The organism is Cytobacillus kochii (genome assembly GCF_020171845.1).
GTDB classification, from domain to species: domain Bacteria; phylum Bacillota; class Bacilli; order Bacillales; family Cytobacillaceae; genus Cytobacillus; species Cytobacillus kochii.
Window position 1 is genome coordinate 21,126 of the sequence record NZ_JAIVAM010000010.1, and the last position, 23,927, is coordinate 45,052.

Genomic DNA, 23,927 nt, shown 5'->3' on the forward strand with positions numbered 1-23,927 from the left:
ACATTGCTCTTTTTATCCAATTTGGTGGATGGACCAAACAATGGGTAAAGCCCCTGATCCCAAATTCAAGCTAATTGTAAGCCCATTTGCATTATAGAATAAACCCACTGTATCTCCCGCATTTAAAGTCATATCACCTGAAAGAGTAACTGTTCCAGCTCCTAATATAGTTCTCAGACTCAATAATAAAACAATATTCACATCTAGAATAGGAAATACACCAGTAATTAAATCTGTTGAAGTAGATATTCTTCTAACACTAAAAGTCGGACTAACTCCTGCACCGATAGCTATAGAAATAGTGGTAGTTGTTTGATAATTAATTGTTGCCTTAATAGAATATCTCCCTGTATTTGGTACTGTAAAAGTACCTGTAGTAGCATTAAAACTTGCACTACTATAGCTTGGCGAAGCAATATTCCAATTAGCAATTTGTTGTGAAGTACTAATCCCACTTAAGTTTGTTCTAGCTGAAAATCCGACAATAGGTACTGAAATGCCCGATGGACCAGTTACACCTGTGATTCCTGTCGCTCCGGTTGGACCTGTTGGACCCGTGATTCCGGTAGATCCTGTTAGTCCCGTGGCTCCTGTTGGACCTGTTAGCCCAGTCAGACCTGTGACTCCCGTTGGGCCGATTGAGCCTGTTGAACCGGTGATTCCCGTCGATCCAGTACTACCGGTGATTCCTGTCGACCCTGTTAGACCTGTTATTCCCGTTAGCCCTGTTAAACCAGTTGTACCGGTTGGGCCCGTGATTCCCGTTGGTCCAGTACTTCCAGTGATGCCGGTCACCCCTGTTGAACCCGTGACTCCCGTTAGACCCGTAGGTCCTGTTACACCCGTTAAGCCGGTTGCACCTGTGATTCCTGTTACTCCCGTTAGACCGGTTGTGCCTGCAGTCCCCGTGAATCCTGTCGCTCCAGTAACACCCGTTACTCCGGTACTTCCCGTTAGACCGGTCACCCCTGTTGAACCCGTGACCCCTGTGGCTCCCGTTAGACCTGTAGCTCCAATCAAGCCGGTTGGGCCTGTTGAACCCGTGACTCCCGTCAAGCCGGATGGGCCTGTGATCCCCGTCACTCCTGTTAGCCCAGTAGTTCCTGTCGCCCCAGTCAAACCGGTTACCCCTGTTAGGCCAGTTGATCCACTCAAGCCTGTTGGACCCGTTGTTCCTGTGATTCCTGTTGGACCTGTTGATCCAGTTAAACCAGTTACTCCTGTCAAGCCGATTGAACCCGTAATTCCTGTTGTTCCTGTTATGCCCGTTGCTCCAGTACTTCCGGTGATACCGGTCACTCCTGTTGAACCTGTTACTCCTGTTAAACCTATTGCTCCGGTGATTCCCGTTAGCCCTGTAGTTCCTGTGGCCCCTGTTTGACCCGTCGTGCCGGATGAACCGGTGATTCCTGTTGATCCAGTGATACCGGTCGCTCCTGTTGAACCAGTTGATCCAGTTAAACCAGTTACTCCTGTCGAGCCGACTGACCCCGTAATTCCTGTGGTTCCTGTTAAGCCCGTTGAGCCAGTTGGACCTGTGATTCCCGTTAGCCCTGTGGTTCCTGTGACACCGGTTGAACCCGTATTTCCGGTCGACCCTGTTAGACCTGTTACTCCTGTTAAACCTATTGCTCCGGTGATTCCGGTCGCTCCTGTTGAACCCGTAGCTCCTGTCAAACCGGTTGTTCCTGTGACTCCTGTTGGTCCAGTTAAACCCGTTAATCCTGTGGAGCCGATTGACCCCGTAATTCCTGTGGTTCCTGTTATGCCCGTTGCTCCAGTACTTCCGGTGATACCGGTCAATCCTGTTGAACCCGTGGCTCCAATTAAACCAGTAGCTCCTGTCAAACCGGTTGTTCCAGTTAAACCAGTTACTCCAGTCGAGCCGACTGACCCAGTAATTCCTGTGGTTCCTGTTATGCCCGTTGAGCCAGTTGGACCTGTGATTCCCGTTAGCCCTGCGGTTCCTGTGACACCGGTTGAACCCGTATTTCCGGTCGACCCTGTTAGACCTGTTACTCCCGTTAAACCTATTGCTCCGGTGATTCCGGCCGCTCCTGTTGAACCCGTAGCTCCTGTCAAACCGGTTGTTCCTGTGACTCCTGTTGGTCCAGTTAAACCCGTTAATCCTGTCGAGCCGATTGACCCCGTAATTCCTGTTGTTCCTGTTGAACCCGTGACCCCCGTGGCTCCAGTTAGACCTGCAGCTCCTGTCAAGCCGGTTGTTCCTGTGATTCCTGTTGACCCTGTTAAACCTGTCAAACCTGCTGATCCTGTTATTCCTGTCGCTCCTGTTGGACCCGTGGCTCCAATTAAACCCGTGATGCCGGTGGATCCTGTTATACCCGTTGCTCCCGTCAAGCCGACTGACCCAGTATTTCCTGTGGTTCCTGTTAAGCCCGTTGAGCCAGTTGATCCCGTGATACCGGTCGGTCCTGTTGAACCCGTGGCTCCAGTTAGACCTGTAGCTCCTGTCAAGCCGGTTGGACCCGTTGATCCCGTGTTTCCTGTTAAACCGGTCGATCCTGTAAGCCCCATTACTCCCGTTGAGCCGGTGGAACCCGTTACTCCAGTTACCCCTGTTAGACCCGTCGTGCCGGATGAACCGGTAATTCCTGTTACACCTGGTGAACCCGTAGCTCCTGTCAAACCAGTTGTTCCTGTGATTCCTGTTGGTCCAGTTAAACCCGTTAATCCTGTCGAGCCGATTGACCCCGTAATTCCTGTTGTTCCTGTTGACCCTGTTAAACCTGTCAAACCTGCTGATCCTGTTATTCCTGTCGCTCCTGTTGGACCCATGGCTCCAATTAAACCCGTGATGCCGGTCGATCCTGTTATACCCGTTGCTCCGGTTGGACCGGTGATTCCCGATAGACCGGTTGTTCCCGTGACTCCTGTTGATCCAGTTAAACCAGTTACTCCCGTCAAGCCGACTGACCCAGTATTTCCTGTGGTTCCTGTGACACCGGTTGGACCCGTTGATCCCGTGATTCCTGTTAAACCGGTCGATCCTGTAAGCCCCATTACTCCCGTTGCGCCGGTGGAACCTGTTACTCCAGTTCCCCCTGTTAGACCCGTCGTGCCGGATGAACCGGTGATTCCTGTTACTCCTGGTGAACCCGTAGCTCCTGTCAAACCAGTTGTTCCTGTGATTCCTGTTGGTCCAGTTAAACCCGTTAATCCTGTCGAGCCGATTAACCCCGTAATTCCTGTTGTTCCTGTTGAACCCGTGCCCCCCGTGGCTCCAGTTAGACCTGTAGCTCCTGTCAAGCCGGTAATTCCAGTCGATCCTGTGAGCCCTATTACTCCCGTTGCGCCGGTTGAACCCGTTGTTCCCGTTACTCCTGTTGATCCAGTACTACCAGTAACTCCCGTAGTTCCTATTATACCGGTCACTCCTGTTGAACCCGTGACTCCCGTGGCTCCTGTCAAACCGGTTGTTCCTGTTAAACCGGTTACTCCAGTCAAGCCGATTGACCCCGTAATTCCTGTTAAGCCCATTGAGCCAGTTGCTCCTGTAATCCCTGTTGATCCGGTGATTCCGGTCGATCCTGTTAGACCTATTACGCCCGTTGCGCCAGTTGAACCCGTGATTCCGGTCGTCCCTGTTAGGCCTGTGACTCCGGTTAAACCTATTGCTCCGGTAATTCCTGTTACTCCCGTTAGACCTGTAGTTCCTGTAGTTCCCGTCGTTCCAGTACTACCCGTTACTCCGGTATTCCCTGTGATTCCTGTCAAGCCTGTTAAACCGGTGATACCCGTTAGACCGGTAATTCCAGTTGACCCTGTTGAGCCAGTTGGACCCGTTAGACCTATAATGCCAGTCACACCAGTTGAACCTGTACTTCCCGTAATGCCAGTCACTCCTGTTGAACCCGTGTTTCCGGTCGTCCCTGTTAGACCTGTTACTCCGGTTAAACCTATTGCACCAGTGATTCCGGTTGACCCTGTTAATCCTGTGGTTCCTGTTAAACCGGTTACTCCCGTCAAGCCAGTTGGGCCTGTGATCCCCGTCGCTCCTGTTAGCCCAGTGGTTCCTGTAGTCCCAGTCAAACCGTTTACACCGGTTAGACCAGTTATTCCGGTCAAGCCGGTTGGTCCCGTTATACCTGTTAATCCTGTTGTACCAGTTGGACCTGTGATTCCGGCCGCCCCTGTTAAACCGGTTACTCCCGTCAAGCCGGTTGAACCGGTGACTCCTGTCAAACCGATTGACCCCGTAATTCCAGTTGCACCTGTTAAGCCCGTTAAGCCAGTTAGACCCGTAAGACCTGTATTTCCTGTGTTACCAGTTGAACCAGTAGTTCCAATGATTCCAGTCGGTCCAGTACTTCCTGTGATACCTGTCACTCCTGTTGAACCCGTAGACCCCGTCAAGCCAATTGCTCCGGTGATTCCTGTTGCACCCGTTGAACCTGTGGCTCCCGTTAGACCCGTCGAACCGATTGAACCTGTCACTCCGGTTATTCCCGCCAAGCCTGTTGGACCCGTGACCCCTGTTACTCCTGTTGAACCCGTAGTTCCCGTTATTCCTGTTGTTCCTGTTGTTCCTGTTAAGCCCCTTGAACCGGTGATCCCCGTCGATCCTGTTACTCCCGTCAAACCGATTGAACCTGTTGCTCCTGTTAAACCCATTATTCCTGCTACTCCGGTGTTGCCAGTGGCTCCGGTACTCCCTGTAAGACCGATTTGGCCTGTGATTCCTGTAGCTCCAGTCATTCCCGTTACTCCTGTCGCACCAGTACTTCCCGTCACACCTGATACGCCCGTAGCCCCTGTCAAGCCTGCGACTCCTGTTGAACCTGTTTCTCCAGTTATCCCGGTCAAACCGGTGGTCCCTGTTGGACCTGTTAATCCCATTTTTCCAGTTAGACCCGTAGCTCCGGTATTTCCTGTGCTCCCAGTGATACCTGTTGTGCCTGTGGGACCAGTAACGCCTGTGACCCCTGCTTCTCCAGTTGTTCCCGTCACCCCTGCACTACCTGTTAAGCCAGTAGCTCCAGTCATTCCCGTTACTCCTGTCACACCATTAGGGCCGGTGGTTCCTATGGAACCAGTTATTCCAGTCGCCCCGGTTAAGCCTATTGCACCTGTCATACCCGTTGGTCCAGTTACTCCTGTTGCACCCGTTACCCCTCTTCTGCACCATCTACACATCCGACAATTACATCTTTGACTACAAGCATGAGGCATATTTATTTCACCAGCTGCTCCTTCACTTACTTCTCTCAAGATTGGAACTAATATGGGATCTTGTAAAATCTCAGCCAAGAGTCTAAGAGACTCATCAGGAATCTCATGAATTTCCTGTAAAAATTCACCTATTCTATCCGGAAACAGCAATTGAAAAAGATATGTGAGCCTCTCTTCTACCTCTTCACCATCGAATAGGCCTTGTTCATACATATTACTTAACAATTGCCTCAATTGATTGATTTCCTCGATGATTCTCACATATCTCAAATTTCCTCTCTCCCTTATAGATACTAATAAACTTTTTATCTATTTATTTTATATACGTTTCATATTCAACTACCTATATGCTATTCCCATCGAAGTATTCTGTTTGTGTATTCGCCTGTAAATAGACAATTGTAACAAAATAAACGAAATAAAAAAGCTTTAATTGAAGAGAAGAAATGGACACTACAATTCACCACTTATACCTTTTCTTAACAATATAATAAATAATGAAAATACCGATAAAGTTCTTAAAAATATCAACAAAAGAGAAAGAACGATAAGGAACATATAATTGATGAATTTCATCAATCAGACTATAAAGTAAGGACAAAATGAAACAAACAATCATTTTCTCTTTTGTAAACTCCCCATTTGGATTGGCCTTAAAGGTAAAGATAAGGAAAATAAATAAAATGCCAAACTCGATAAGATGCAATAATTCAAAAACAGTGCCGAGAATTACTAATATAGGAAAATCTAGTCTATAAGCATATATTTCAATTAATTGGGGGTTAAAATATTCAGATTGAAGCCAAATGAAAACCATATAACCAATCGTCATGAGCATCCAACTAACCTGTTTTCCGTATCTCCAAAGTACCAATGATTTACCCCCTAAGAATACGCACAGCTTTATTTTTCAATCGGTTTAATCCTGTTCTGAAGAAATATTTCCACAACAATAATTTATTTCTACGCAAGAGAAGTGACTGTAAGATTGTATCATCCTTCATTATTTGTTCTATCTGTATTACAACTGGAATAAGTGATGCTTCTGATCTGACAGTTTGTTTATCGACCCGTATTATTCGTCGACCAACAGACATTTTTAAAAGTCGATATAACTTTTTTTCTAATATAGCTATATAATATTTCGGCTGATGAAGAAGGGCATGATCATAAATGATTTCAAAAAAATGAAAGAAATACCCTTGTCTATGATAATCTTTATGTAAGCAAAGTTTATCTATCTCCCATACCCGTTCCTGTTGTTGAAAAATAGATGGGATTTTAGAAAAGCGAAAATACCTTTCTACTTGCGCTTCTTCATGATAAGGAATAAATTCAATCGTACCGATAATGGTCGGGTCCTTTTTAGATAACAATAGTTGATACCTCTCGCCTGTTTGTGCATAAGGGTCTTTATGCCAACCATTCCTCTCACAAAAATATTCCCATGTAGCAGCAAAAGCCTCTTGTTCCTTCTGACTAGTTACTTTTTTAAACATATACTCACCACCTAAATAAAAAACGCAGAGCGCCCTGAAATAAACAACTTAATCTCTTTTCTAGTAAAAAATCCTTATGTACAAAAGTACATAAGGACATTTCCTCAACTGTAGATATCTGTTTCCGGCTCTGGATCAGCAGGATCCTGGGGATCCTTTCCTCCCCCATGTCCTCCACCTTTCATGGTCATTTTTACATCTAGTACTTCCAGTTTTACTTCTCCCCACGGCTTTTTCATAAAATCACGAATCCTTTCTATTTTTTCTTTAGGAAAAGGTAATATTTACATTGCCTCCACCTGCCTCTGTAATAGTTGACTAAATAACTGGTTCTTATCTTTAGATAATTGAACAAATTCTCCGACTTGAACAACTTTACCTTCATCTAACACGATTACTTGATCGGCATCTCTAATGGTGGAGAGGCGGTGAGCAATTACTATGATTGTCATTTTTCCTTTTAATTGTTCAATACTCTCTTGAATGTTCTTTTCATTTTCGGTATCTAAACTACTCGTTGCTTCATCAAGTATAAGAATTAAAGGATCTTTTAAAATCACTCTTGCTAAAACAAGCCTTTGTTTCTCACCACCAGATAACTTTATTCCTCGATCGCCAATGTAAGTGTCTAAAGATTCAGGTAATTTTTTCACAAAATCAGCTGCTGAAGCAAAGGTCAATGCTTGCCATAGTTCTTGATCTGTCGCATTCGGGCGAAGGAGTAGCAAGTTTTCTCTAATCGTACCGTTAAATAAGAAAGGCTCTTGAGAGACATAACCAATGCTCTGTCTTAAAAGGGCAAGAGACTGATTGCTAATCTTATGTCCATCAATATACAATGCGCCTTCCTGTGGTTGATTTAAGCCCATCAGTAAATCCACGAATGTACTTTTACCCGCACCTGATTTGCCGACAATTGCTGTCATCTTTTTTGATGGGATCGTTACATTAATATCCTTTAAGGCATATTTCTCTTTAACGTAGCGAAAAGACACCTGTTGATAAGTAATACTGTTCTCTAATTTGAGTTTTTCATCTGATGAAATAAGTTCCTCGCGAGCTTGTTTACATTCACTTTGTAATAATTTTACCGCTTTAAAAGATGGGATAGCTGTTGTTATTTGTTCTAAAGAGGATTGAATACCTGCAACTCTCGGCCAAAGGCGAGAAAATATAACAACAATTAGTAATAGTGTTGCTGATTGAGCTTGAAATAATTGAATAGATAGATAAACAAAGACCGCGATGAATACAGCTAATGAAATTTTATAATTCAACTGTGAACGTAATCTCGTATTCATATAATTCACTTGTTCTTCTTGCATTTGAGCCGTCATTTCACCAGCCCAGCGTAGTTGTGCTTCTTCTAAATGGTTAGATTTAATTTCCTTGATTCCCCCTAATTGGTCTGTTATTCCGGCTAGGAATTTTTTACCTAACGTATAATTTTGTTTACCAAAAGCTTGTGTCAGCTTCAAATATTTCCTGTTCATATAAATGGCCACCATGCCAAGCAAAAGGACAAAGCTTGTAATATACGGAGACAGAATAAACGCCATGCCAATTTGCACGAAAGCGAAAATCAGATTCGTACATAATTGTAAAATAGACCTCGTACCACCACTTGTTTTAGCAATCTCGGTTAGCACTGTATGGATTAAATCGGAACTGCTCTTTTTCAGGAAAAAAGACCAATTACTCAACAATATGTCCTGATAGATACTCATCCGTAAATGTGTCAAAAAACCCATTTGTATGCGCGTATGCTTTATCATCACAGCTTTTTCAATAAGATGATGAACAGCTACAATGACAACAAAAATCAGTAAGATCAACGGCAGTACTACACTAGATGGTACATGTTCGAATAAGGAAAAAGAGGATAAAAAGGAGTTTTCTAAGCCGAAATCGACCATTCCGGTAAAATGAATCAATGGGATTAGTAATAGGATAGCTAATCCATCTAATAGACTGACAATTGTAACTGCTATTAAGCTAGCGAATAGTCTCCAGCCAGCGTATTGGTAAACTTGTTTTAAAAAATAGACAATATCCTTCAAGTAACCACTCCTTATTCCTAAAAAAGAACATTTATATTCTATATAACGAACTATCATTATCAATTTACCATGATTCACCACTAGACGTCAATAAAAATTAGGTTAAACGAACTATATTTAATTACTTTCATAATGGTTGACACTGATTTTCTCATCTAAAGTACTATTAAACATAAATATATAGTAAAAAAGCGACAGTACGCGCATAAGATAACCTATCTAGAAAAGGAGGCGAGAAAAAGTGATTTTTATTATCAAAGATTATTTTGAGAATAATGCACCAACGATTAAGAATTACGATACCGCGATGATCCGTTTAAAAATAACAAATTTACATCCAACCACTTCGTTGTCATTTAACATTCACAATATCACGATTACCGTTAAGGCAAATGAAACATTCGAGGGAAACTTTGCTCCGTTTAACACGCTCTCTGTGCAATCATCTGTCCCTTTTAGATGTTATGTAAGTTCTTGGTTAAATAATGACGAACTCAAACCTGAGCCTGAATCACCTCCAAGAAATATAGAAAACTTAATCATTCATCAAGTAACTGCTACTACCGTTACGTTACAATGGGACCCACCTCTTTATCATGATGGAATTACCTCTTATGACATTTCTCAAAATGACCAATTTAGAGAGAATGTCGTCAATCCTTCTGTCACTTTAGCAAACTTGTCCCCATCCACCTTTTATACTTTTACCGTACAAGCAAAAAACGAAGCAGGTCAAACCTCTTCAGGGGTTAGCATTACCGTTACTACCTTAGAATTAGACGAAACACCACCTACTTTAACGGTGACACCTAGTGGCTTTTTTTCACAATCACACGAAATTACTATTACTTCAAGTGAACCAGCGGCGATCTATTATACTTTAAATGGAGACGAACCCACTTCAACAAGCCCGGTTTATTCAGGTCCTTTTATAATTACTGAGACCACAACCGTACAGGCTTACGCAATAGATAATGCTGGAAACAAGAGTACGCTACAATCTGCCTTGTATCAAAAAATTGGCATTCAAACTGAGGGTATTATTCTTCATTATGACTTTACCAACCGTTCTGGAGAAACGAATAATTCTATTAGTGATACGATTCATGGGGTCGTTGCTTCCTTAATAGGTCTTTCACATGATGGAGTGAGCGATGGTTATGTGACAGATCAAGGCTTATTAGTCAATCGCGAGGATTATGTAGAAATACCGACAAATGCCTCCCCACTGAATCAACTCATTTCTTTTGAAAATGGATTAACCATCCAAATGGCCAGCTTCAACACAAATGGATCGCACTGGAAAACAGTAGATGGGAAATTCACAGCTGCACGCTCAGATGTATTTATTCCGTATTTGACTACAACAGGACAGCAAAACACAAGAGCCATTAATTCATATTGGTTTAAAGATGAACAAGGACAAAAGAAAAGTTATCAAGATTGGCTAAATCCTATTGATTCACATGCGATTAATCTCTTTACACTCAGATTTAATACCGATCAAACAGCCAGTCTCTTTATCAATGATGCAATCAATGAGAATGATCCAAGACCTGTACCTACTGATTTTGCTAGTACCGTAAATGCGCTTATTCAATCACCACTTCAATTAAGAAAGGACTTTGTCGCACATAATCAAGCACCTGAAACCATTGTGGCTTTTGCTATTTATAATCGGGCATTAACGGATGAGGAAGTAAAAAACAATTATGACTATTATCAGCAAACAGAACAATTAATTGGCATTTCTGCGTTACCACAAACCATCTCTTTAGCAATTGGTGAAAGCCAAAAGTTATTTATTGAAGCCATTCCAAGTCAATACACTTCAGACCTCACCCTTGATTTTCAAAGTAATAATGAACAAATAGTAGAAGTAGATAACAGAGGCCGTATAAAGGCATTAACCGCAGGGCAGACATCCGTAAATGTAATGGCAGCCTATGAAGAACAGAGCTTTACGACAACTATTCCTATAGATGTGCAATTATCTCCCTCTCTCCCCCCATCTAATCGGACGGTCACCGAGATCGTGATTAATAAAAAGAAGGAAACGATGGTTGTTGGTGAAGCGACTGTATTGATGGCGACTGCTTTATCAGAAGGATTACCCTTTGATGTGCTAAATGATAATATCGTCTTCTGGGAAAGTGGAAATATTCAAATCGCCACAGTACAATATGGGGTGGTTGAAGCACTTTCGAGCGGTACAACGACCATTACTGCTTATGATAGTAGTAAAACAATATCTGCAAGCTTTACTTTGACTGTATCTGAACGAGCAGAGCAACCGATTGATGAAGCCGACATTTTGCATGTGGATGCAGAACAATATGATATACATTTAGATGGAACAAACGCTCTCGCAACTACTAACGGGATTCAAGCAGCATTTGATGATGCCTTACTAGGCCCATATAAAAAAGTCATTTTCCCCTACGGCCATTATTTAGTTAATCCAACTGTTAGAACATTGTTTCCTCCGACTAATATCATCATTGATTTCAGTGATAGTAAGATTCAAATTGAAGCAAGTGAAAAAACAACAACAGGTTACAGAATGTTCTACTTTACTAATCTTGAAAATACCAAACTCATAAATACCCATATTTATGGCGAAAAAAATGACACAACTGTTGGAGAGTCTACAGAAGGGTGCTTGAGTGTGCTCATAGATGATTGTAAAAATATTTCATTTGAATCTTGTACGTTTAATCAATCACCAGGATTCAATTTCATCACTGGAACAATTCATAACCGTGAGCTTGGAGAAGTGAAAAGTGATACGGTTGTTAGCTGGTCACATTTTGAACCAGGAGATATAGATGATCAAGGTAACTCACGCACGGAAATAAACAGCCATCGTTTTCGTTCATCTACCTATTTAAATGTTTCAGGACTGGGTAGTTATTATTTGTTAGGTTACACTCAAGGTTATCAAGGGTTCCGTTATTTACGGTCCAGACTGTATTCTATATACTTTTACGATGAAAATCACCTATTCATTTCTTCCCAAACTTATAATCTACAATTTTACAATTATGATAAGCCACAAGCGGCAAAATGGGTCAAAATTGTCATTTATCAAGAAGCCCCCCCTGCAGATGGCGATACCGACTTTAACGGCGCAGTCGCTTTCCTTCGTACCATTGGCATGCCAAGACAATGTAAAATTAAAAACTGTCATTTTGAAGAAAACACCAGCACAGGTCTTGCGATGTGTGGTGGTCAAGAGTGGTTAATTGAAGGAAACACATTTGTTAATAATAAAGGACGAACACCAGGCTGTGACATTGATTGGGAAGATGGCTGGGATGCAATGGCGTTGGATGTTGTGAGGTATAACCGTTTTACTTCGCCCCTAGGTATTATCTTAAGTGCTGGTAGCAGTTTAGCTATTTATGAAAACGAATTTACTATGTCAACAATGAAGGCATGGGGAAGAACACAAAACTTTAGAATTTATAATAATATTTTTATGGGTAAAGGCGCCATCACCAATGACTTTAGTACGCAGGCAGAATCCATTCTCGCCAGAAATATATTTACCGATGGTGCCGGTTTTACCACTGGTAAAGAACATGAGAATGGATCCTATCAAGTTCACACTTACCAGAATACTACTATTTAAAAAAGCCAATATCACGTCCAGGACTAGACAAGAATCACCTAAAATATTAGTGCTAAGAAGAGAGCATTCTATCTCTTCGCTTCGCTTGCAAGCGTCTTAGTATAGTCAAAACCATTTTTAAAATATATTGGAATTCGTCCGTTCGGTAAAATACGATTATATATAATAAATTAGGTAGCACTAAACTGACAAATAAGTAAATAAGAAAAGTAGAAAAACTGACAGGAGAAAACGGCATAAGAATGACTTTCGTTAATAAATAAGCTACCATTCCTATGAACATAAGAGACAAATATGAAGTAAAATATTGTCTTACTGGTAGCTTAAACAATTTTTTATAGACCACATACGGGGTAAACCAAAACGGAACGAAAAGCGCACTAAGGAAATGCCCTAAAAATATGCCTGTAATCCCTAGAAATTGTACAAGGACAAGTGCAAATATTAAGCTGATTCCTGCTTGTAATAGCGGTGCATATTGATCTGCTCGAAATAAACCCGCTGTAGTTTTTATTGCCGATATAGAATTTCGCATGCCACGTTCATAGAACGTCAATAATAGAATGACGAGTAACGCTTCTTGATAAAACAAGAAGTCGCTTCCTAACCAGATTCTTATAAACGGCTCCAATGTAAATGCCAATACAATGGTTAACGAAGAATACAGCCAAAAATTCACTAAACGATAACATTTATAAATCGCTATGATCTTCACCATTGATTCATTAGCCACGAGATTGCCAACACTATGATACACATTACTAAATACCTGGTTAATAAACGTACGAGCAATATCAATGACCATTTTATAATTCGAATAAATCCCAACAGCCACTAAGCTAACAAAGGATGCAATCAGAAGATGCTCTGTCCCGAATAATAAATAATTCCCTATGTTTTGAATGACAATCGCCTTCACGTTGGTAGTGATTTGTCCCTTTGTTATTTCATCTAATTTACCCTCCACCTTCTCGCGCAAATATGGGTACATTCGATTGACCATCACAGCAAGGATAATGGAATTGGCAATTGTAATAACACTATCAATTATTAAATAAAGTAAATAATTGTGAGTATAAGATAAAATAGCTATTTTCATTACAGCCGTTACTATCGATGAAACCGTGTAAACGGCTGTAACAATATAACCACGCTGTGCGACATTCAGAAATGAATTTTTATGAATATAAAAATAAGGAGCAACTGTATTAAGCAAAAAGATAAAGTAAATGAGTTCTACATCTTCAATATTCGCCCCTTTTACAAAAAAATCAAGGAACGGAAAAAGCAATAAACCGAGTACGAAGACAATTGCTGCAATAACCATATACGCTTGACGATAAAATTTCATAAGAATGCGGATTTTCATATAATCATTGTCCGCAACAGGCTTATATAAACTGTACATAATGCTAGCACCTAGACCTGCTTCAGCGAGTGTAAGCATCGCTAAAAGATTCGTAAACAAACCATTAATACCTAAATATTCTACACCTAATGTTTGGATAAAAATCGTTCTTGATAAGAAGCTTAACATGGTGATAATCAACTGATTGGTTAAACCTGCTGTTATATTAATTAGAGAGTAGCGTGATCTCATTTTGTCCCCTTCTCACTTTTCTTTGTTCACACCCATTAGCTCACAGCTTGTCTATCTTTTTTTGCTTCCTGATATCTTCTTTTCTCTGCCAATAATCTTAGCGACATCCCTTGCGTAAACGGAAGGATATCAAACAATTGGGAATAAACGCCAATATCTTTTGTATCTCCTTGTGAGAAGTCAATCGCTCCCGTCCTTCTTGTTACCTTCATCAAATAATGAATAGCTTTATCTCTACCTTGGCAACACTGATCCGCAATCTCATCGATATAAGCAGCATGAGCTAAGAAATATCCTAATGTCGCCGTTGTCGAAGAGTCCGCTCTCGCTTCTTTTCTAGTCATTAACCAATTCCAGGAACCAGAGTCTTGCTGTAGACTCAAAATGACTTTTGCCAATTGTGTTATCCTAAACTCTAATTCATGTTTATAAGGATGATGATTCGGTAATTCCTTCCACGAATCAATCACGCCTAGTGCTAACCATGCCATTCCTCGTCCCCATCCATATAGTCCAGTCCCCACCTTTGATTTTATATGATAAGCATGAGCGGGTACTGCTATCTGACTACTCATCCCATGAGTAAAGAAGGATTCTATTTGAAGAATTGCAAGGTCAATGCACTCCGGCTTATTATTTTTCACACCGTAAGTAATCAGAAAAGGACAAATAAAACCAATTGTATCGACGTACCGATAGTCTACCATCGACTTTCTATACATGACGGTTCCATCCTTCCCAATATGTGCTTGAATCACTTGCCACATCTCATCCATTGCTTGCTGATAACACTCACCATTTAGCCGATTATTTTTAAGGATTGCATAAGCTAAGATTGCACCATCTATCTGTTGTGGACATGTTTTCCATTCACCAGAGGGAGTGATTTTCTTATTGATAAAACGATCGATTTCTGAAATAAACTGAGGTGATGGTAATGCCAATAACAAAGCTGCCTCTTGCCAATATTGAATCTCGCCTCTTGTATATTGACCTTTGATGATATCTAAAGCCACCCAACGCCTTTGGTCGGTTAAAGGTACTTTCGGTGTTCGCTTTAACCAACGAGCCACTGTAGTGATGATAGGTTTCTCCCAATCGTGTTCATTTTCATATTTGCCAAAATGAATCCGCGAAAACCAAGTTTTGAATATAAGAAATAAATCCAAACCGATTGCTCCAACCAAAATCAGTATGAAAAAGGCTAACAGCCATATAATCATTAAAGATTCGCCTACCCTACTTTTATATATTGGTAAAAACGCTTGATTTCGTCTTCTGTTCCAAGTTTCTCTTTCCCTAGTCCATCCATTAACTGATGCTGTAAAGATTCATCTGCAAATAATTGTAGAATCGTTTCTGCAAGTGATTCTGCTGTCATATTTGCGATTAACCCCGTCTGTCCATGAATAATTTGATCGCCTGATGTGCTATAGTTTGTGACAATCACTGGCTTGTATAATATTTTGGCTTCCTCAACAGCAATTGACTTTCCTTCAAATCTCGAAGGCTGTATATATGCATCTGCCCAGCGAATATATGGATAAGGATTCTCCTTTATTCCGATAAATTGCACTTCTTCTTCTAATTGATACTTTGTAGATAACTGGATTAAATTCTCCCTTTCGCTACCTTCTCCTAAGATGAGCCATTTAAATGGTACGCCTTTTTTCTTCAGTAACGCAGCTGTCTTTAAAGCTAAGTCAAAACCTTTTTGTCGATGTAATCGTCCGATAGATAAAAGCTTCAATCCTTGAAATGGTAAAGGCATCTCATTCATAGCTAACGTGTGAATAGTCGATTTAGATAAGATATTTTGTATGACTTTTATTTTCTGTTGATATTCTGGAAATTGTTGGCGTAATACATCGGCACAGGAATCTGACACTGTCATAATACCGTCCAATTGCTGAAAGTATGGAAGGTCCAACGTTCTATCCATGCCCATTTGTTTATAATCATTATGGATAAACCCTATTTTTCGCTTCGCTTTTACTTTTTCTAGACAAAAATAAATAGGATTCTTTTCTAAGAATCCTATGGCGACATCATATTCTTTTTTTACATTAGATAAGCATGGGGATATATATTTCCACACTTTTTGTTCACAAACAGCTCCATTATTTTCCGTTCTAAAAATACGTGCTGCTTTTATACGAGAAATGGCGAGATCAAATCTTCGAGATGAAATAGCTTTTAACACATTATCGATGACTCTACCATCAAAGTAACGAAATTCCTCTTGTTCATTTAAAATGGTTACTTCATTTGGCACGATATTCAAAAATACGCCTTCCTTTTTAAATAACAGCAAGTCCACCTCATATCTTTTATAGTCAATGGCATGTAATAAGGAGATAAGCGCCTTTTCTGCACCGCCACATTGGAGGTTATTCATCACAAAGAGTAGTTTTGTTTTCATGCTTATACCCCTCTATACGATTTGATAAAACTTGTCTATTTCAGATTCTGTTCCATAAGAGTGCCCGCTTAAATTGACTGTTAACTGTTTTCTTAAAGCATCATCTTTCATTAATAAGCTAATCCCCTTTTCGATCCCATCCACGTTTAAATCTACGATGAGTCCCGTTACTCTATCTATAATTTGATCTTTTGCTGTCGTATAGTTTGTTACGACAATCGGTTTGTGCAGTATTTTCGCCTCGTCTATAGCAATTGCCTTACCTTCAAACCTTGAAGGCTGTACATAAATGTCAGCTACATCGAGCCAAGGATAGGGGTTCGCTTGTTGTCCAAGCAAGATGAAGTGTTCCTCTAGTTGATGAATTCTAATCAATCTTTCCAATTTGATTCTTTCTTGCCCCTCGCCAATAATGTACCATTTCAGTTTCATTCCTTTTCGTACTAAACGGCTACAAGCCTCAATTGCCATATCTAGACCTTTTTGCGGATGTAAACGGCCAATGGTTAGTAACGTTAACATTTGCTTTTGTAACGGTATGTTCTGACGTGACATTTCGTAAATGATTGTTGGTGACACAATGTTATGAATCACCTTTACTTTATATTTCAATGAAGGAAACTGTTCGATAAACACCCGCGCACATTCATGAGAGACTGTGACAATAGTTGACATTTCTTTAAAATAAGTATGATCGTATGTTGCATCCATGCCCATTTCATTGTAATCAATATGTACCCACCCAATTTTCTGTTTCGCATTTACTTTCTCCACACAAAAATATGTTGAAGATTTCTCTAAAAATCCGATCGCTGCATCGTACGTTTTGACTAGTTGTGGACATGCTTGTTTTAAATATTTCCAGGCATACTGTTCTTTCTGAGCTGTATTTCCCATTCTTCTATTAGCTAAAAAGTATAATAGACGGTTATACACGAGCTTCCACCTGCGCCTCTTGGCTAGAGCCCATATAGCTGAATGGACTGGTAAAGAGAAATGTTCAAAATCTACGGAGTGATTTAGCACAGACACTTGAGGAGGTAGAAACGATAGAAATACACCTTTTTTGGCAAAAAGAAAAACATCCACCTCATACTGGTCATAATCGATTTGTGATAGAAGATTGATCAAGCTTTTTTCTCCTCCACCTGCTGCTAAACTAGGGATAATAAATAATAGTTGTTTTTTCATTATCCTAGCAATTCCTTTAAAGAATGCACGGCTTCATACGAACGGTTTTGTATAATGGGGATGACTTTTAGCAATTGTTCTTTAATCTGGGCTTCTTGTTCTACCATTTCACCAAAATATTGAATCAGTTTATTACTATTTGACACTTCCTCAATCGAAACTACAAATCTTTCACTATTGAATAAGTCATAGGCGATACCTCTTGACTTCACACTATAGCCTAAAACGAGGGTCGGGACAAAACTGGAATAGGCTGCAATCGTTGCATGTGTTCTTGCGCCAATAAAAAAACGCATTTTTGCAATATACCCTTTATACTGTAATGCGTTTAAATGCGCTGGTAGCAATATGACTCTTCGTGAACTTTTATATTTTTGATAGTATTCTTGTAATAAATCATAATCATTATTCCCCTTTTGCATGACATGTGGTGTGAGCGCGATGACAGATTCGGTATTTTCTAAAATATATTCTATTAAATGAGATACAGCTTGTTTACTACCTTGATTCTTGCTAACTAAAAGTGGACTGATATTTAAGCCAATCGTATCCCCATCTTTCCAACCAAAGGGCAGGTCTACTACTTCTTTCTCTAGTGTAAATGCAGGATCACCACAAAGTGACACATGATGAATGCCTCTCTTTTTTAACATTTGGTACGTATATGTCTCTCGAGCCAAAATTAAATCAAATATTTTGAGATCTGCTAGCTTTCTTGCCGACATATCTTCCTCTCCGATCGAACACCCCCATAATACTAATTTTTTCCCTTTCTTTTTGACCATTTTATCCACTTCATACCAACCGGGTTGTTCACCATAACAGTAATTATCTCCGCCTATTGAAAGACAAATGTCAGCCACATCAATTTGATCAATCGTTTTTTGTTGCGCTTTTTGCAAGGCGTATGTTTCGTCTTGAAAAAGTTTATTCCGAATCGCAGCTCTCCACCAATCTGTTGAATATTTTCTTATAATTGTTTCTGAACCATCAAAGATTCCATCTAGCTGTTGTATATGTTGATCAGTTTCAGGATGATAAGATGAAAGAAAAACAACCACATCTTCCACTTTTTCTTTGAGCATAGTTGAAGTTGATCGTACAATCGCCTCACAACCGCGATTCTCACTTCCTCCATGGGCAAACATCAATATTTTCATGAATGAACCTCCCCTTTTTTTCTATTTCGCCACCTACTATATGCCGTTGCACTATATAAGCCAAGAAGCGATTGATGCTTTATACACTTCATTAAGAAGCGGTCATATCTGCCGAGCATTCTTACCTTTTCTAACGGGTAGAGTCGTAAAGCTTCTTGAACAACTGGATGATGAATCATTGTTTGTACATATTGCCTTCTTTCTTTTTTACTTAATTCATTTGTAGGTAAAATATAGATGTGAATATAAGCTAACACTTGTTGAAGCAGCTTCATAGCCTTTAATATCTTGATTTGATGGCTACTCATTTCAATCTGATCTGGTATACTACGCTGATAAGAGCGTAACGCATGAGAAAAGTAATCTTTTTCTTGGAGATTTCTTGTCGCACTGCCTGCTACTTCACGATAATAATAACCAGGAAGATCGCTATAAATCGCTGAATTCGCACATAAAAAAAAGGACCAATTAAATTGTCCATCTTCCCCAAGCACCTCGTTTATCGGAAATTGCAGCCGAAGCTTATTCAATGTTTCTCTTCTATATAACTTGTTACACACACTATTAAAATCTTCTTTTTGTAACATGTGTGGAATGATAAACTCATGAATGTCCTTTTTATGTAATTTTACCCGCATTGGAAAGGGATAGCTAATCACTCTTTGAATGCCATTGACCTCTTCAACTAAGTGAAAAATAACGACCTCACTATCGAATTGATTAGCAAGCTGATATACGTGCTGATAAGTATTTTCTGTTATTGTATCATCAGCATCTATAAATCCGATATATTCACCTTTAGCTATTTCAATCCCCTTATTCCTCGCATAGCTGACCCCGTGGTTTTCTTGATTCAAAAGTTTAATGCGATGATCTTTTTCTTGATAAGCTTCAATGAGTTGTTGACTGTGGTCACTAGACCCATCATTGACGAAGATAAATTCACATTGTTGTAAACTTTGCGTAAGTAAAGATTGAATACATTCTTCCAAATAATCGGCTGCGTTATAAACGGGGATGACGACACTTACTTTCGGTTGTTCCAATGGCCCTATCCCCCTTTTTTATTCACAGATGGCATGTAATTTTTCAAGCTCGGCTTCATTACTAAAATTCGTTCGTTGACAATTCCTGCTCAACCTCTCCCTTTCCTCGGGATGTTCATATAGCTGAATAATGCTTGAAGCTAATTCTTCTGGATTGTTGCCAGCGATATAACCATCCACTCCAACACGAATTTGGCTTTTTGCTGTAGGATAATTCATAAGTAGTACTGGCTTTGCTAGTATTTGCGCTTCACTTACTGTAACAGCCTTACCTTCATAACGAGAGGGTTGAACATAGAGGTCACATGCCTTCATAAATGGATAAGGGTTGACCTTTTTACCAAGTAATATAAACTGACTTTCTAAATGACAAGCTTGAATGAGTTGTGTCAGTTCTTTTTCATCTCCACCAAAGCCAATCACATACCAGACAATGTTGTGATAACCTTTTTCTTTTACTATTTTCATCGCCTGTATGGCAATATCTATTCCTTTTGCTTTTGATAGTCTAGCAACTGTTACAATGGTAAAGCGATGATCTAAGAGAATAGGATTTTCGACCATTTCCTCAGACAATTCTTGTATAAAGGTCGGCGATATCAGATTTTCCATCACCATCACCTTATTGGCTAACTGTGGATAAACGGTAAGAAATGCTTCTCTACAAGCATCAGAAACTGCGATAATATGATCAAATAACCGCCAAACTTTTTCATCCTCATTCGTATCAATATGGAGAGAGGAAAAGTCAGTATGAATCCAAGCAATCTTCTTTTTAGCCTTTACTTTATAGGCTACAAAATGGTGGGGCCATAAATAACTAATAGCCACATCGTAAGTTTTATCCATTGTAGGAAGGAACGGTGATGAATATTTACCGATTTGCTGCATCTGATAGTAACCCCACTCTTCATCACGTGCGTGCAGGCTTTTCCATTGTGTTTGCCATTTGGCTAATAGTCTTACAGAAGCCAATAGCATATGTTTCTTTTGGATTGTTTCAATAATGGACTGACGAAAAGTAGCCATACTTGAAAACTCTTGCAACAAATGCACTTGTTTAGGCAGCAAGTGAAAAAAATCGCCTTGATGACGATATAATAATAGATCCACCTCATACTTTTCGTAGTTAAGTTGTTTCAATAATTGTAATAAACTTCTTTCTACCCCGCCAATTTCCATATCATATGTAGCAATGAATATTCGCCTCATGACCTCACTCCCGAAAACTTCTTACGTAAACTAGCTAATTTTTCTCCGCCAATCAATTTGACTATATTCCTTTTCACCATTCGTTTAACTAACACATGAGGAGGCAACCAACTTTGATAAAAATGATGCTTCGTTACCGTGTCGTCTGATTGCAGGTCGCGGCAATTAATATAATCATATGGGGAGAAAATAGCTTGCTCAAATATTACCCCCAAATCTTCTATCACTTGCTTTTGTCCGTTACATATAACCCCTTTTTTCTTCATTTCTTCTGTTATGGCGGCAACATTTGTCCATTCGTTAAAAGTCCCGTCATCATTGATAAAATGATTAGATTGATAGGAATCTAGAAAATACTGGATAAGCGGATGCCCCTTACTGGCACCAATCGTACTTGTTGCAATATAATTGCCTTCTTCAAATCCCCAAAAGGATGGATAGTGAAGGAAACGATCAAAAGATTGATAAACCTCGACATCTGTATCAAGATAAACCCCACCTTCTGTATACAAAGCATACATTCTGAAATAATCACTCACAAAAGCATATTTTTTCGCTTGATACGCTTCGTGTACATAAGCATTACATGTTACATCTACATTGCTTTCATCCCATTGCTTTAGCTCATAATGAGGGAGATGTTCTTCCCAGGACCTTATACACTGTTTCATTAACTCTGGCTTTTCCCCGCCCCCAAACCAACAATAATGAATAATTCTTGGTATCTTCTCCATCATTCCAGCGCTCTCTTCCTTTTCTTAAAACTGAGTTATTTATTCTTTACTTCATAAATTCTTTGTTTAACTGTCTCCATCTGATCTTTTTCAATGCCTAACTCTCGCATTTCCTTAATAAGTATTTGCCATTGTCTATTTTGCTCCGTGATATAAACGCCTCTGATGACTTCTTCTATTTCCACACCGAGTACGAAAATAATTTTTTCAATGACTTGAATAGAAGGATTTTGATGGACCTCCCTTTCAATATTACTAAGATATGACTTCGCTACGCCCGCTCGTTCGGCTAGTTCTGTTAATGTTAATCCTTTTTGTTTACGTAGTTTGGCAATATTTTTTCCTATCATTATCTGCCTCCTATCCTAATAAATAAGGATGCAGATGAAGACTTGAGGTAATGGTCGTTTGAATACATTGAATTACTCTGTTTTGTTGCTCAATTGTTAAATCAGATCCTGAAGGTAAACAAATTCCTTTTTCGAATATCATTTCCGAGATAGATTCGTGCTCCACATCATGTGGATAAAAACTATAACCTTGAAATAACGGTTGTAGATGTAATGGTTTCCATACTGGACGAGCCTCTATATTCTTATTTCTAAGAGCGAAAATTAGCTCCTCGACGGTTACACCTATTGTCTCACTATCAATCAATATAGTAGTTAGCCATCTATTGGAATAGGTTCCCGGAAGCTCAGGTAAAAATGAAATGCCTTCTAATCCTTTAAGCCCTTCTTCATACCGCTGAAAAATTTTCCTACGTGCATTTATTCTGTTTTCCAGATAGGTCAATTGGGCTCTACCAATACCGGCAGCGATATTACTCATACGATAATTAAACCCGATTTGGCTATGCTGGTAATGTAGTGCTGTATCTTTTGCCTGTGTGGCTAAAAACGAAGCATATTCCACACCTTCTTTATGATTGGAGACGAGCATCCCCCCTCCAGAAGTAGTAATGATTTTATTACCATTAAATGAGTAAATACCATAACTGCCGATTGTGCCGGTTGGCTTCTCCTTGTAAGTAGAGCCGAGCGATTCAGCAGCATCTTCAATTAAAGGCACACCATAACGTTGACAAACTTTTAGCAATTCATCCATTTTGGCAGGTTGCCCATATAAATGAACGACAATCACCGCTTTTGGTAAATTTCCATTTGCATTCGCTTCCTTTAGAGCTCTTTCTAACGCATCAGGAGACATATTCCAAGTTTCGGGTTCTGAATCAATGAATACCGGTTTTGCCCCAATATAAAGTATAGGATTAGCCGTAGCTACAAATGTAAATGTAGAACAAAAAACGGTGTCTAGAGAGCTAATACCAAGTGCTAATAATGAGAGGTGGATGGCAGCAGTACCCGAGTTCACCGCTAAGCAAGATTGCACATTCACAAGTGTTGACATTTCTTGTTCAAACAAATCGATATGAGGACCGACGGGTGCCACCCAATTATCCGTAAATGCGGATTGTACATAATGAATTTCTTCACCAGTCAAATGGGGAGGCGATAAATAAATACGCTCAGCCAATGTCATCACTCCATTTCAATATTTTCTTTGCTTGTGCGGGTAATCCCACTGCCATCACTCGCTCTGGTATTGAGTGAATCACTGTCGAGCCTGCCCCTATGACAGACCATTTCCCTAATGTTACTTGTGGAATGACAACAGAAGCAGAACCGAGATGCACCCCCTCTTCAACTTTTACTGATCCAGTTAAAGTTGAACGCGGAGAGATATGCACATAATCACCAATTTCATTATCATGTTCAATCACTGCTCCTGTATTAATGATTGTATGATGACCAATCACCGCATCCGCATTAATAACCGTCTGTGGCATGATGACGGTTCCTTTACCAATCATTGCGCTCGGACTAATACAAGCAGAAGGATGGATACAAGTGGTATAGTATTCTATTGGTAAAGCTAGCCTTTCGAACATTTGCTTGCGGATTTTATTATTGCCTATAGAGATAACCAACCTAATATTAGGGTTGATTTTTAGGACATCATGTACATAATCAATCGGTGCTAAAAACACATTCCCTTTCATTTTTAATGAGCGATGCTTATCATCAAAAATACCAACCACATTATTTTTTTGCATTGTAATAATGTCAAAGATTACTTTGCTATGCCCGCCATAACCAATTAATGCAATATCCAT

Annotated in this window: 17 protein-coding genes; 1 reads left to right on the top strand and 16 read right to left on the bottom strand. The window is 40.0% G+C overall.

Features of this window, described 5'->3' with window-relative positions; all coding sequences use genetic code 11:
• Positions 1 to 12 precede the first annotated feature (12 nt).
• From LCM23_RS25960 to LCM23_RS16555, 5 genes are all read right to left on the bottom strand, one after another.
• Positions 13 to 5,193 (bottom strand): beta strand repeat-containing protein, encoded by a 5,181-nt coding sequence (locus tag LCM23_RS25960; RefSeq protein ID WP_455738028.1) that lies wholly within the window; start codon positions 5,191 to 5,193, stop codon positions 13 to 15.
• A gap of 460 nt (positions 5,194 to 5,653) precedes the next feature.
• A complete protein-coding gene (locus LCM23_RS16540) occupies positions 5,654 to 6,067 on the bottom strand; it encodes a VanZ family protein (RefSeq protein WP_224937937.1) in 414 nt (137 codons plus the stop codon).
• A 4-nt stretch (positions 6,068 to 6,071) separates the two neighbouring features.
• A complete protein-coding gene (locus tag LCM23_RS16545) occupies positions 6,072 to 6,692 on the bottom strand; it encodes a hypothetical protein (RefSeq protein WP_224937938.1) in 621 nt (206 codons plus the stop codon).
• A gap of 104 nt (positions 6,693 to 6,796) precedes the next feature.
• Entirely contained in the window at positions 6,797 to 6,931 is a 135-nt protein-coding gene (locus LCM23_RS16550; RefSeq protein WP_224937939.1) for a paeninodin family lasso peptide, read from the bottom strand.
• 45 nt (positions 6,932 to 6,976) lie between these two features.
• Positions 6,977 to 8,752 (bottom strand): ABC transporter ATP-binding protein, encoded by a 1,776-nt coding sequence (locus LCM23_RS16555; protein WP_224937940.1) that lies wholly within the window; start codon positions 8,750 to 8,752, stop codon positions 6,977 to 6,979.
• Between the two features lie 241 nt (positions 8,753 to 8,993).
• On the opposite strand from LCM23_RS16555, the gene LCM23_RS16560 reads away from it, so the two are divergent.
• Complete coding sequence (locus tag LCM23_RS16560) at positions 8,994 to 12,386, top strand: chitobiase/beta-hexosaminidase C-terminal domain-containing protein (protein WP_224937941.1); 3,393 nt, start codon at positions 8,994 to 8,996, stop codon at positions 12,384 to 12,386.
• A gap of 52 nt (positions 12,387 to 12,438) precedes the next feature.
• Here the strand turns inward: LCM23_RS16560 and LCM23_RS16565 are convergent, their stop codons facing one another.
• From LCM23_RS16565 to LCM23_RS16615, 11 genes are read right to left on the bottom strand one after another with little or no spacing between them, the layout of a single operon-like run.
• On the bottom strand, positions 12,439 to 13,986 hold the full coding sequence (locus tag LCM23_RS16565) for a lipopolysaccharide biosynthesis protein (protein WP_224937942.1): 1,548 nt from the start codon (positions 13,984 to 13,986) through the stop codon (positions 12,439 to 12,441).
• Positions 13,987 to 14,021: 35 nt separating this feature from the next.
• The gene (locus LCM23_RS16570; protein WP_224937943.1) at positions 14,022 to 15,209 is read right to left on the bottom strand and encodes a glycoside hydrolase family 88 protein; all 1,188 of its coding nucleotides are present in this window, start codon (positions 15,207 to 15,209) and stop codon (positions 14,022 to 14,024) included.
• A gap of 11 nt (positions 15,210 to 15,220) precedes the next feature.
• Entirely contained in the window at positions 15,221 to 16,408 is a 1,188-nt protein-coding gene (locus LCM23_RS16575; RefSeq protein WP_224937944.1) for a glycosyltransferase, read from the bottom strand.
• Between the two features lie 12 nt (positions 16,409 to 16,420).
• On the bottom strand, positions 16,421 to 17,599 hold the full coding sequence (locus LCM23_RS16580; protein ID WP_224937945.1) for a glycosyltransferase: 1,179 nt from the start codon (positions 17,597 to 17,599) through the stop codon (positions 16,421 to 16,423).
• Positions 17,599 to 18,759, bottom strand: a complete 1,161-nt coding sequence (locus tag LCM23_RS16585) for a polysaccharide pyruvyl transferase family protein (RefSeq protein ID WP_224937946.1) — start codon at positions 18,757 to 18,759, stop codon at positions 17,599 to 17,601. Before LCM23_RS16585 ends, LCM23_RS16580 begins: the two co-directional genes overlap by 1 nt.
• A complete protein-coding gene (locus LCM23_RS16590; protein ID WP_224937947.1) occupies positions 18,756 to 19,805 on the bottom strand; it encodes a glycosyltransferase family 2 protein in 1,050 nt (349 codons plus the stop codon). The genes LCM23_RS16585 and LCM23_RS16590 overlap by 4 nt, the downstream gene beginning before the upstream one ends.
• 18 nt (positions 19,806 to 19,823) lie before the next feature.
• Positions 19,824 to 21,017: a glycosyltransferase gene (locus LCM23_RS16595; RefSeq protein WP_224937948.1), complete on the bottom strand. Its 1,194-nt coding sequence runs from the start codon at positions 21,015 to 21,017 to the stop codon at positions 19,824 to 19,826.
• On the bottom strand, positions 21,014 to 21,751 hold the full coding sequence (locus LCM23_RS16600; RefSeq protein WP_224938111.1) for a glycosyltransferase family 32 protein: 738 nt from the start codon (positions 21,749 to 21,751) through the stop codon (positions 21,014 to 21,016). Before LCM23_RS16600 ends, LCM23_RS16595 begins: the two co-directional genes overlap by 4 nt.
• Before the next feature lie 35 nt (positions 21,752 to 21,786).
• Complete coding sequence (locus LCM23_RS16605; protein WP_095372106.1) at positions 21,787 to 22,101, bottom strand: helix-turn-helix domain-containing protein; 315 nt, start codon at positions 22,099 to 22,101, stop codon at positions 21,787 to 21,789.
• A gap of 10 nt (positions 22,102 to 22,111) precedes the next feature.
• Positions 22,112 to 23,293 carry a DegT/DnrJ/EryC1/StrS family aminotransferase gene (locus tag LCM23_RS16610; protein WP_318247538.1) on the bottom strand — a complete coding sequence of 394 codons (1,182 nt, stop codon included), beginning with the start codon at positions 23,291 to 23,293 and terminating at the stop codon, positions 22,112 to 22,114.
• Positions 23,280 to 23,927, bottom strand: coding sequence for an acetyltransferase (locus tag LCM23_RS16615; RefSeq protein WP_224937950.1), 648 nt, complete (start codon positions 23,925 to 23,927; stop codon positions 23,280 to 23,282). The genes LCM23_RS16610 and LCM23_RS16615 overlap by 14 nt, the downstream gene beginning before the upstream one ends.

Excerpts from the sequence above, each read along its gene's own strand:
- LCM23_RS25960 (WP_455738028.1), bottom strand. The coding sequence starts at position 5,193 with ATGCCTCATGCTTGTAGTCAAAGATGTAATTGTCGGATGTGTAGATGG.
- LCM23_RS16545 (WP_224937938.1), bottom strand. The coding sequence starts at position 6,692 with ATGTTTAAAAAAGTAACTAGTCAGAAGGAACAAGAGGCTTTTGCTGCT.
- LCM23_RS16550 (WP_224937939.1), bottom strand. The coding sequence starts at position 6,931 with ATGAAAAAGCCGTGGGGAGAAGTAAAACTGGAAGTACTAGATGTAAAA.
- LCM23_RS16565 (WP_224937942.1), bottom strand. The coding sequence starts at position 13,986 with ATGAGATCACGCTACTCTCTAATTAATATAACAGCAGGTTTAACCAAT.
- LCM23_RS16570 (WP_224937943.1), bottom strand. The coding sequence starts at position 15,209 with ATGATTATATGGCTGTTAGCCTTTTTCATACTGATTTTGGTTGGAGCA.
- LCM23_RS16575 (WP_224937944.1), bottom strand. The coding sequence starts at position 16,408 with ATGAAAACAAAACTACTCTTTGTGATGAATAACCTCCAATGTGGCGGT.
- LCM23_RS16580 (WP_224937945.1), bottom strand. The coding sequence starts at position 17,599 with ATGAAAAAACAACTATTATTTATTATCCCTAGTTTAGCAGCAGGTGGA.
- LCM23_RS16585 (WP_224937946.1), bottom strand. The coding sequence starts at position 18,759 with ATGAAAATATTGATGTTTGCCCATGGAGGAAGTGAGAATCGCGGTTGT.
- LCM23_RS16595 (WP_224937948.1), bottom strand. The coding sequence starts at position 21,017 with ATGAGGCGAATATTCATTGCTACATATGATATGGAAATTGGCGGGGTA.
- LCM23_RS16600 (WP_224938111.1), bottom strand. The coding sequence starts at position 21,751 with ATGGAGAAGATACCAAGAATTATTCATTATTGTTGGTTTGGGGGCGGG.
- LCM23_RS16605 (WP_095372106.1), bottom strand. The coding sequence starts at position 22,101 with ATGATAGGAAAAAATATTGCCAAACTACGTAAACAAAAAGGATTAACA.
- LCM23_RS16610 (WP_318247538.1), bottom strand. The coding sequence starts at position 23,293 with ATGACATTGGCTGAGCGTATTTATTTATCGCCTCCCCATTTGACTGGT.
- LCM23_RS16615 (WP_224937950.1), bottom strand. The coding sequence starts at position 23,927 with ATGGATATTGCATTAATTGGTTATGGCGGGCATAGCAAAGTAATCTTT.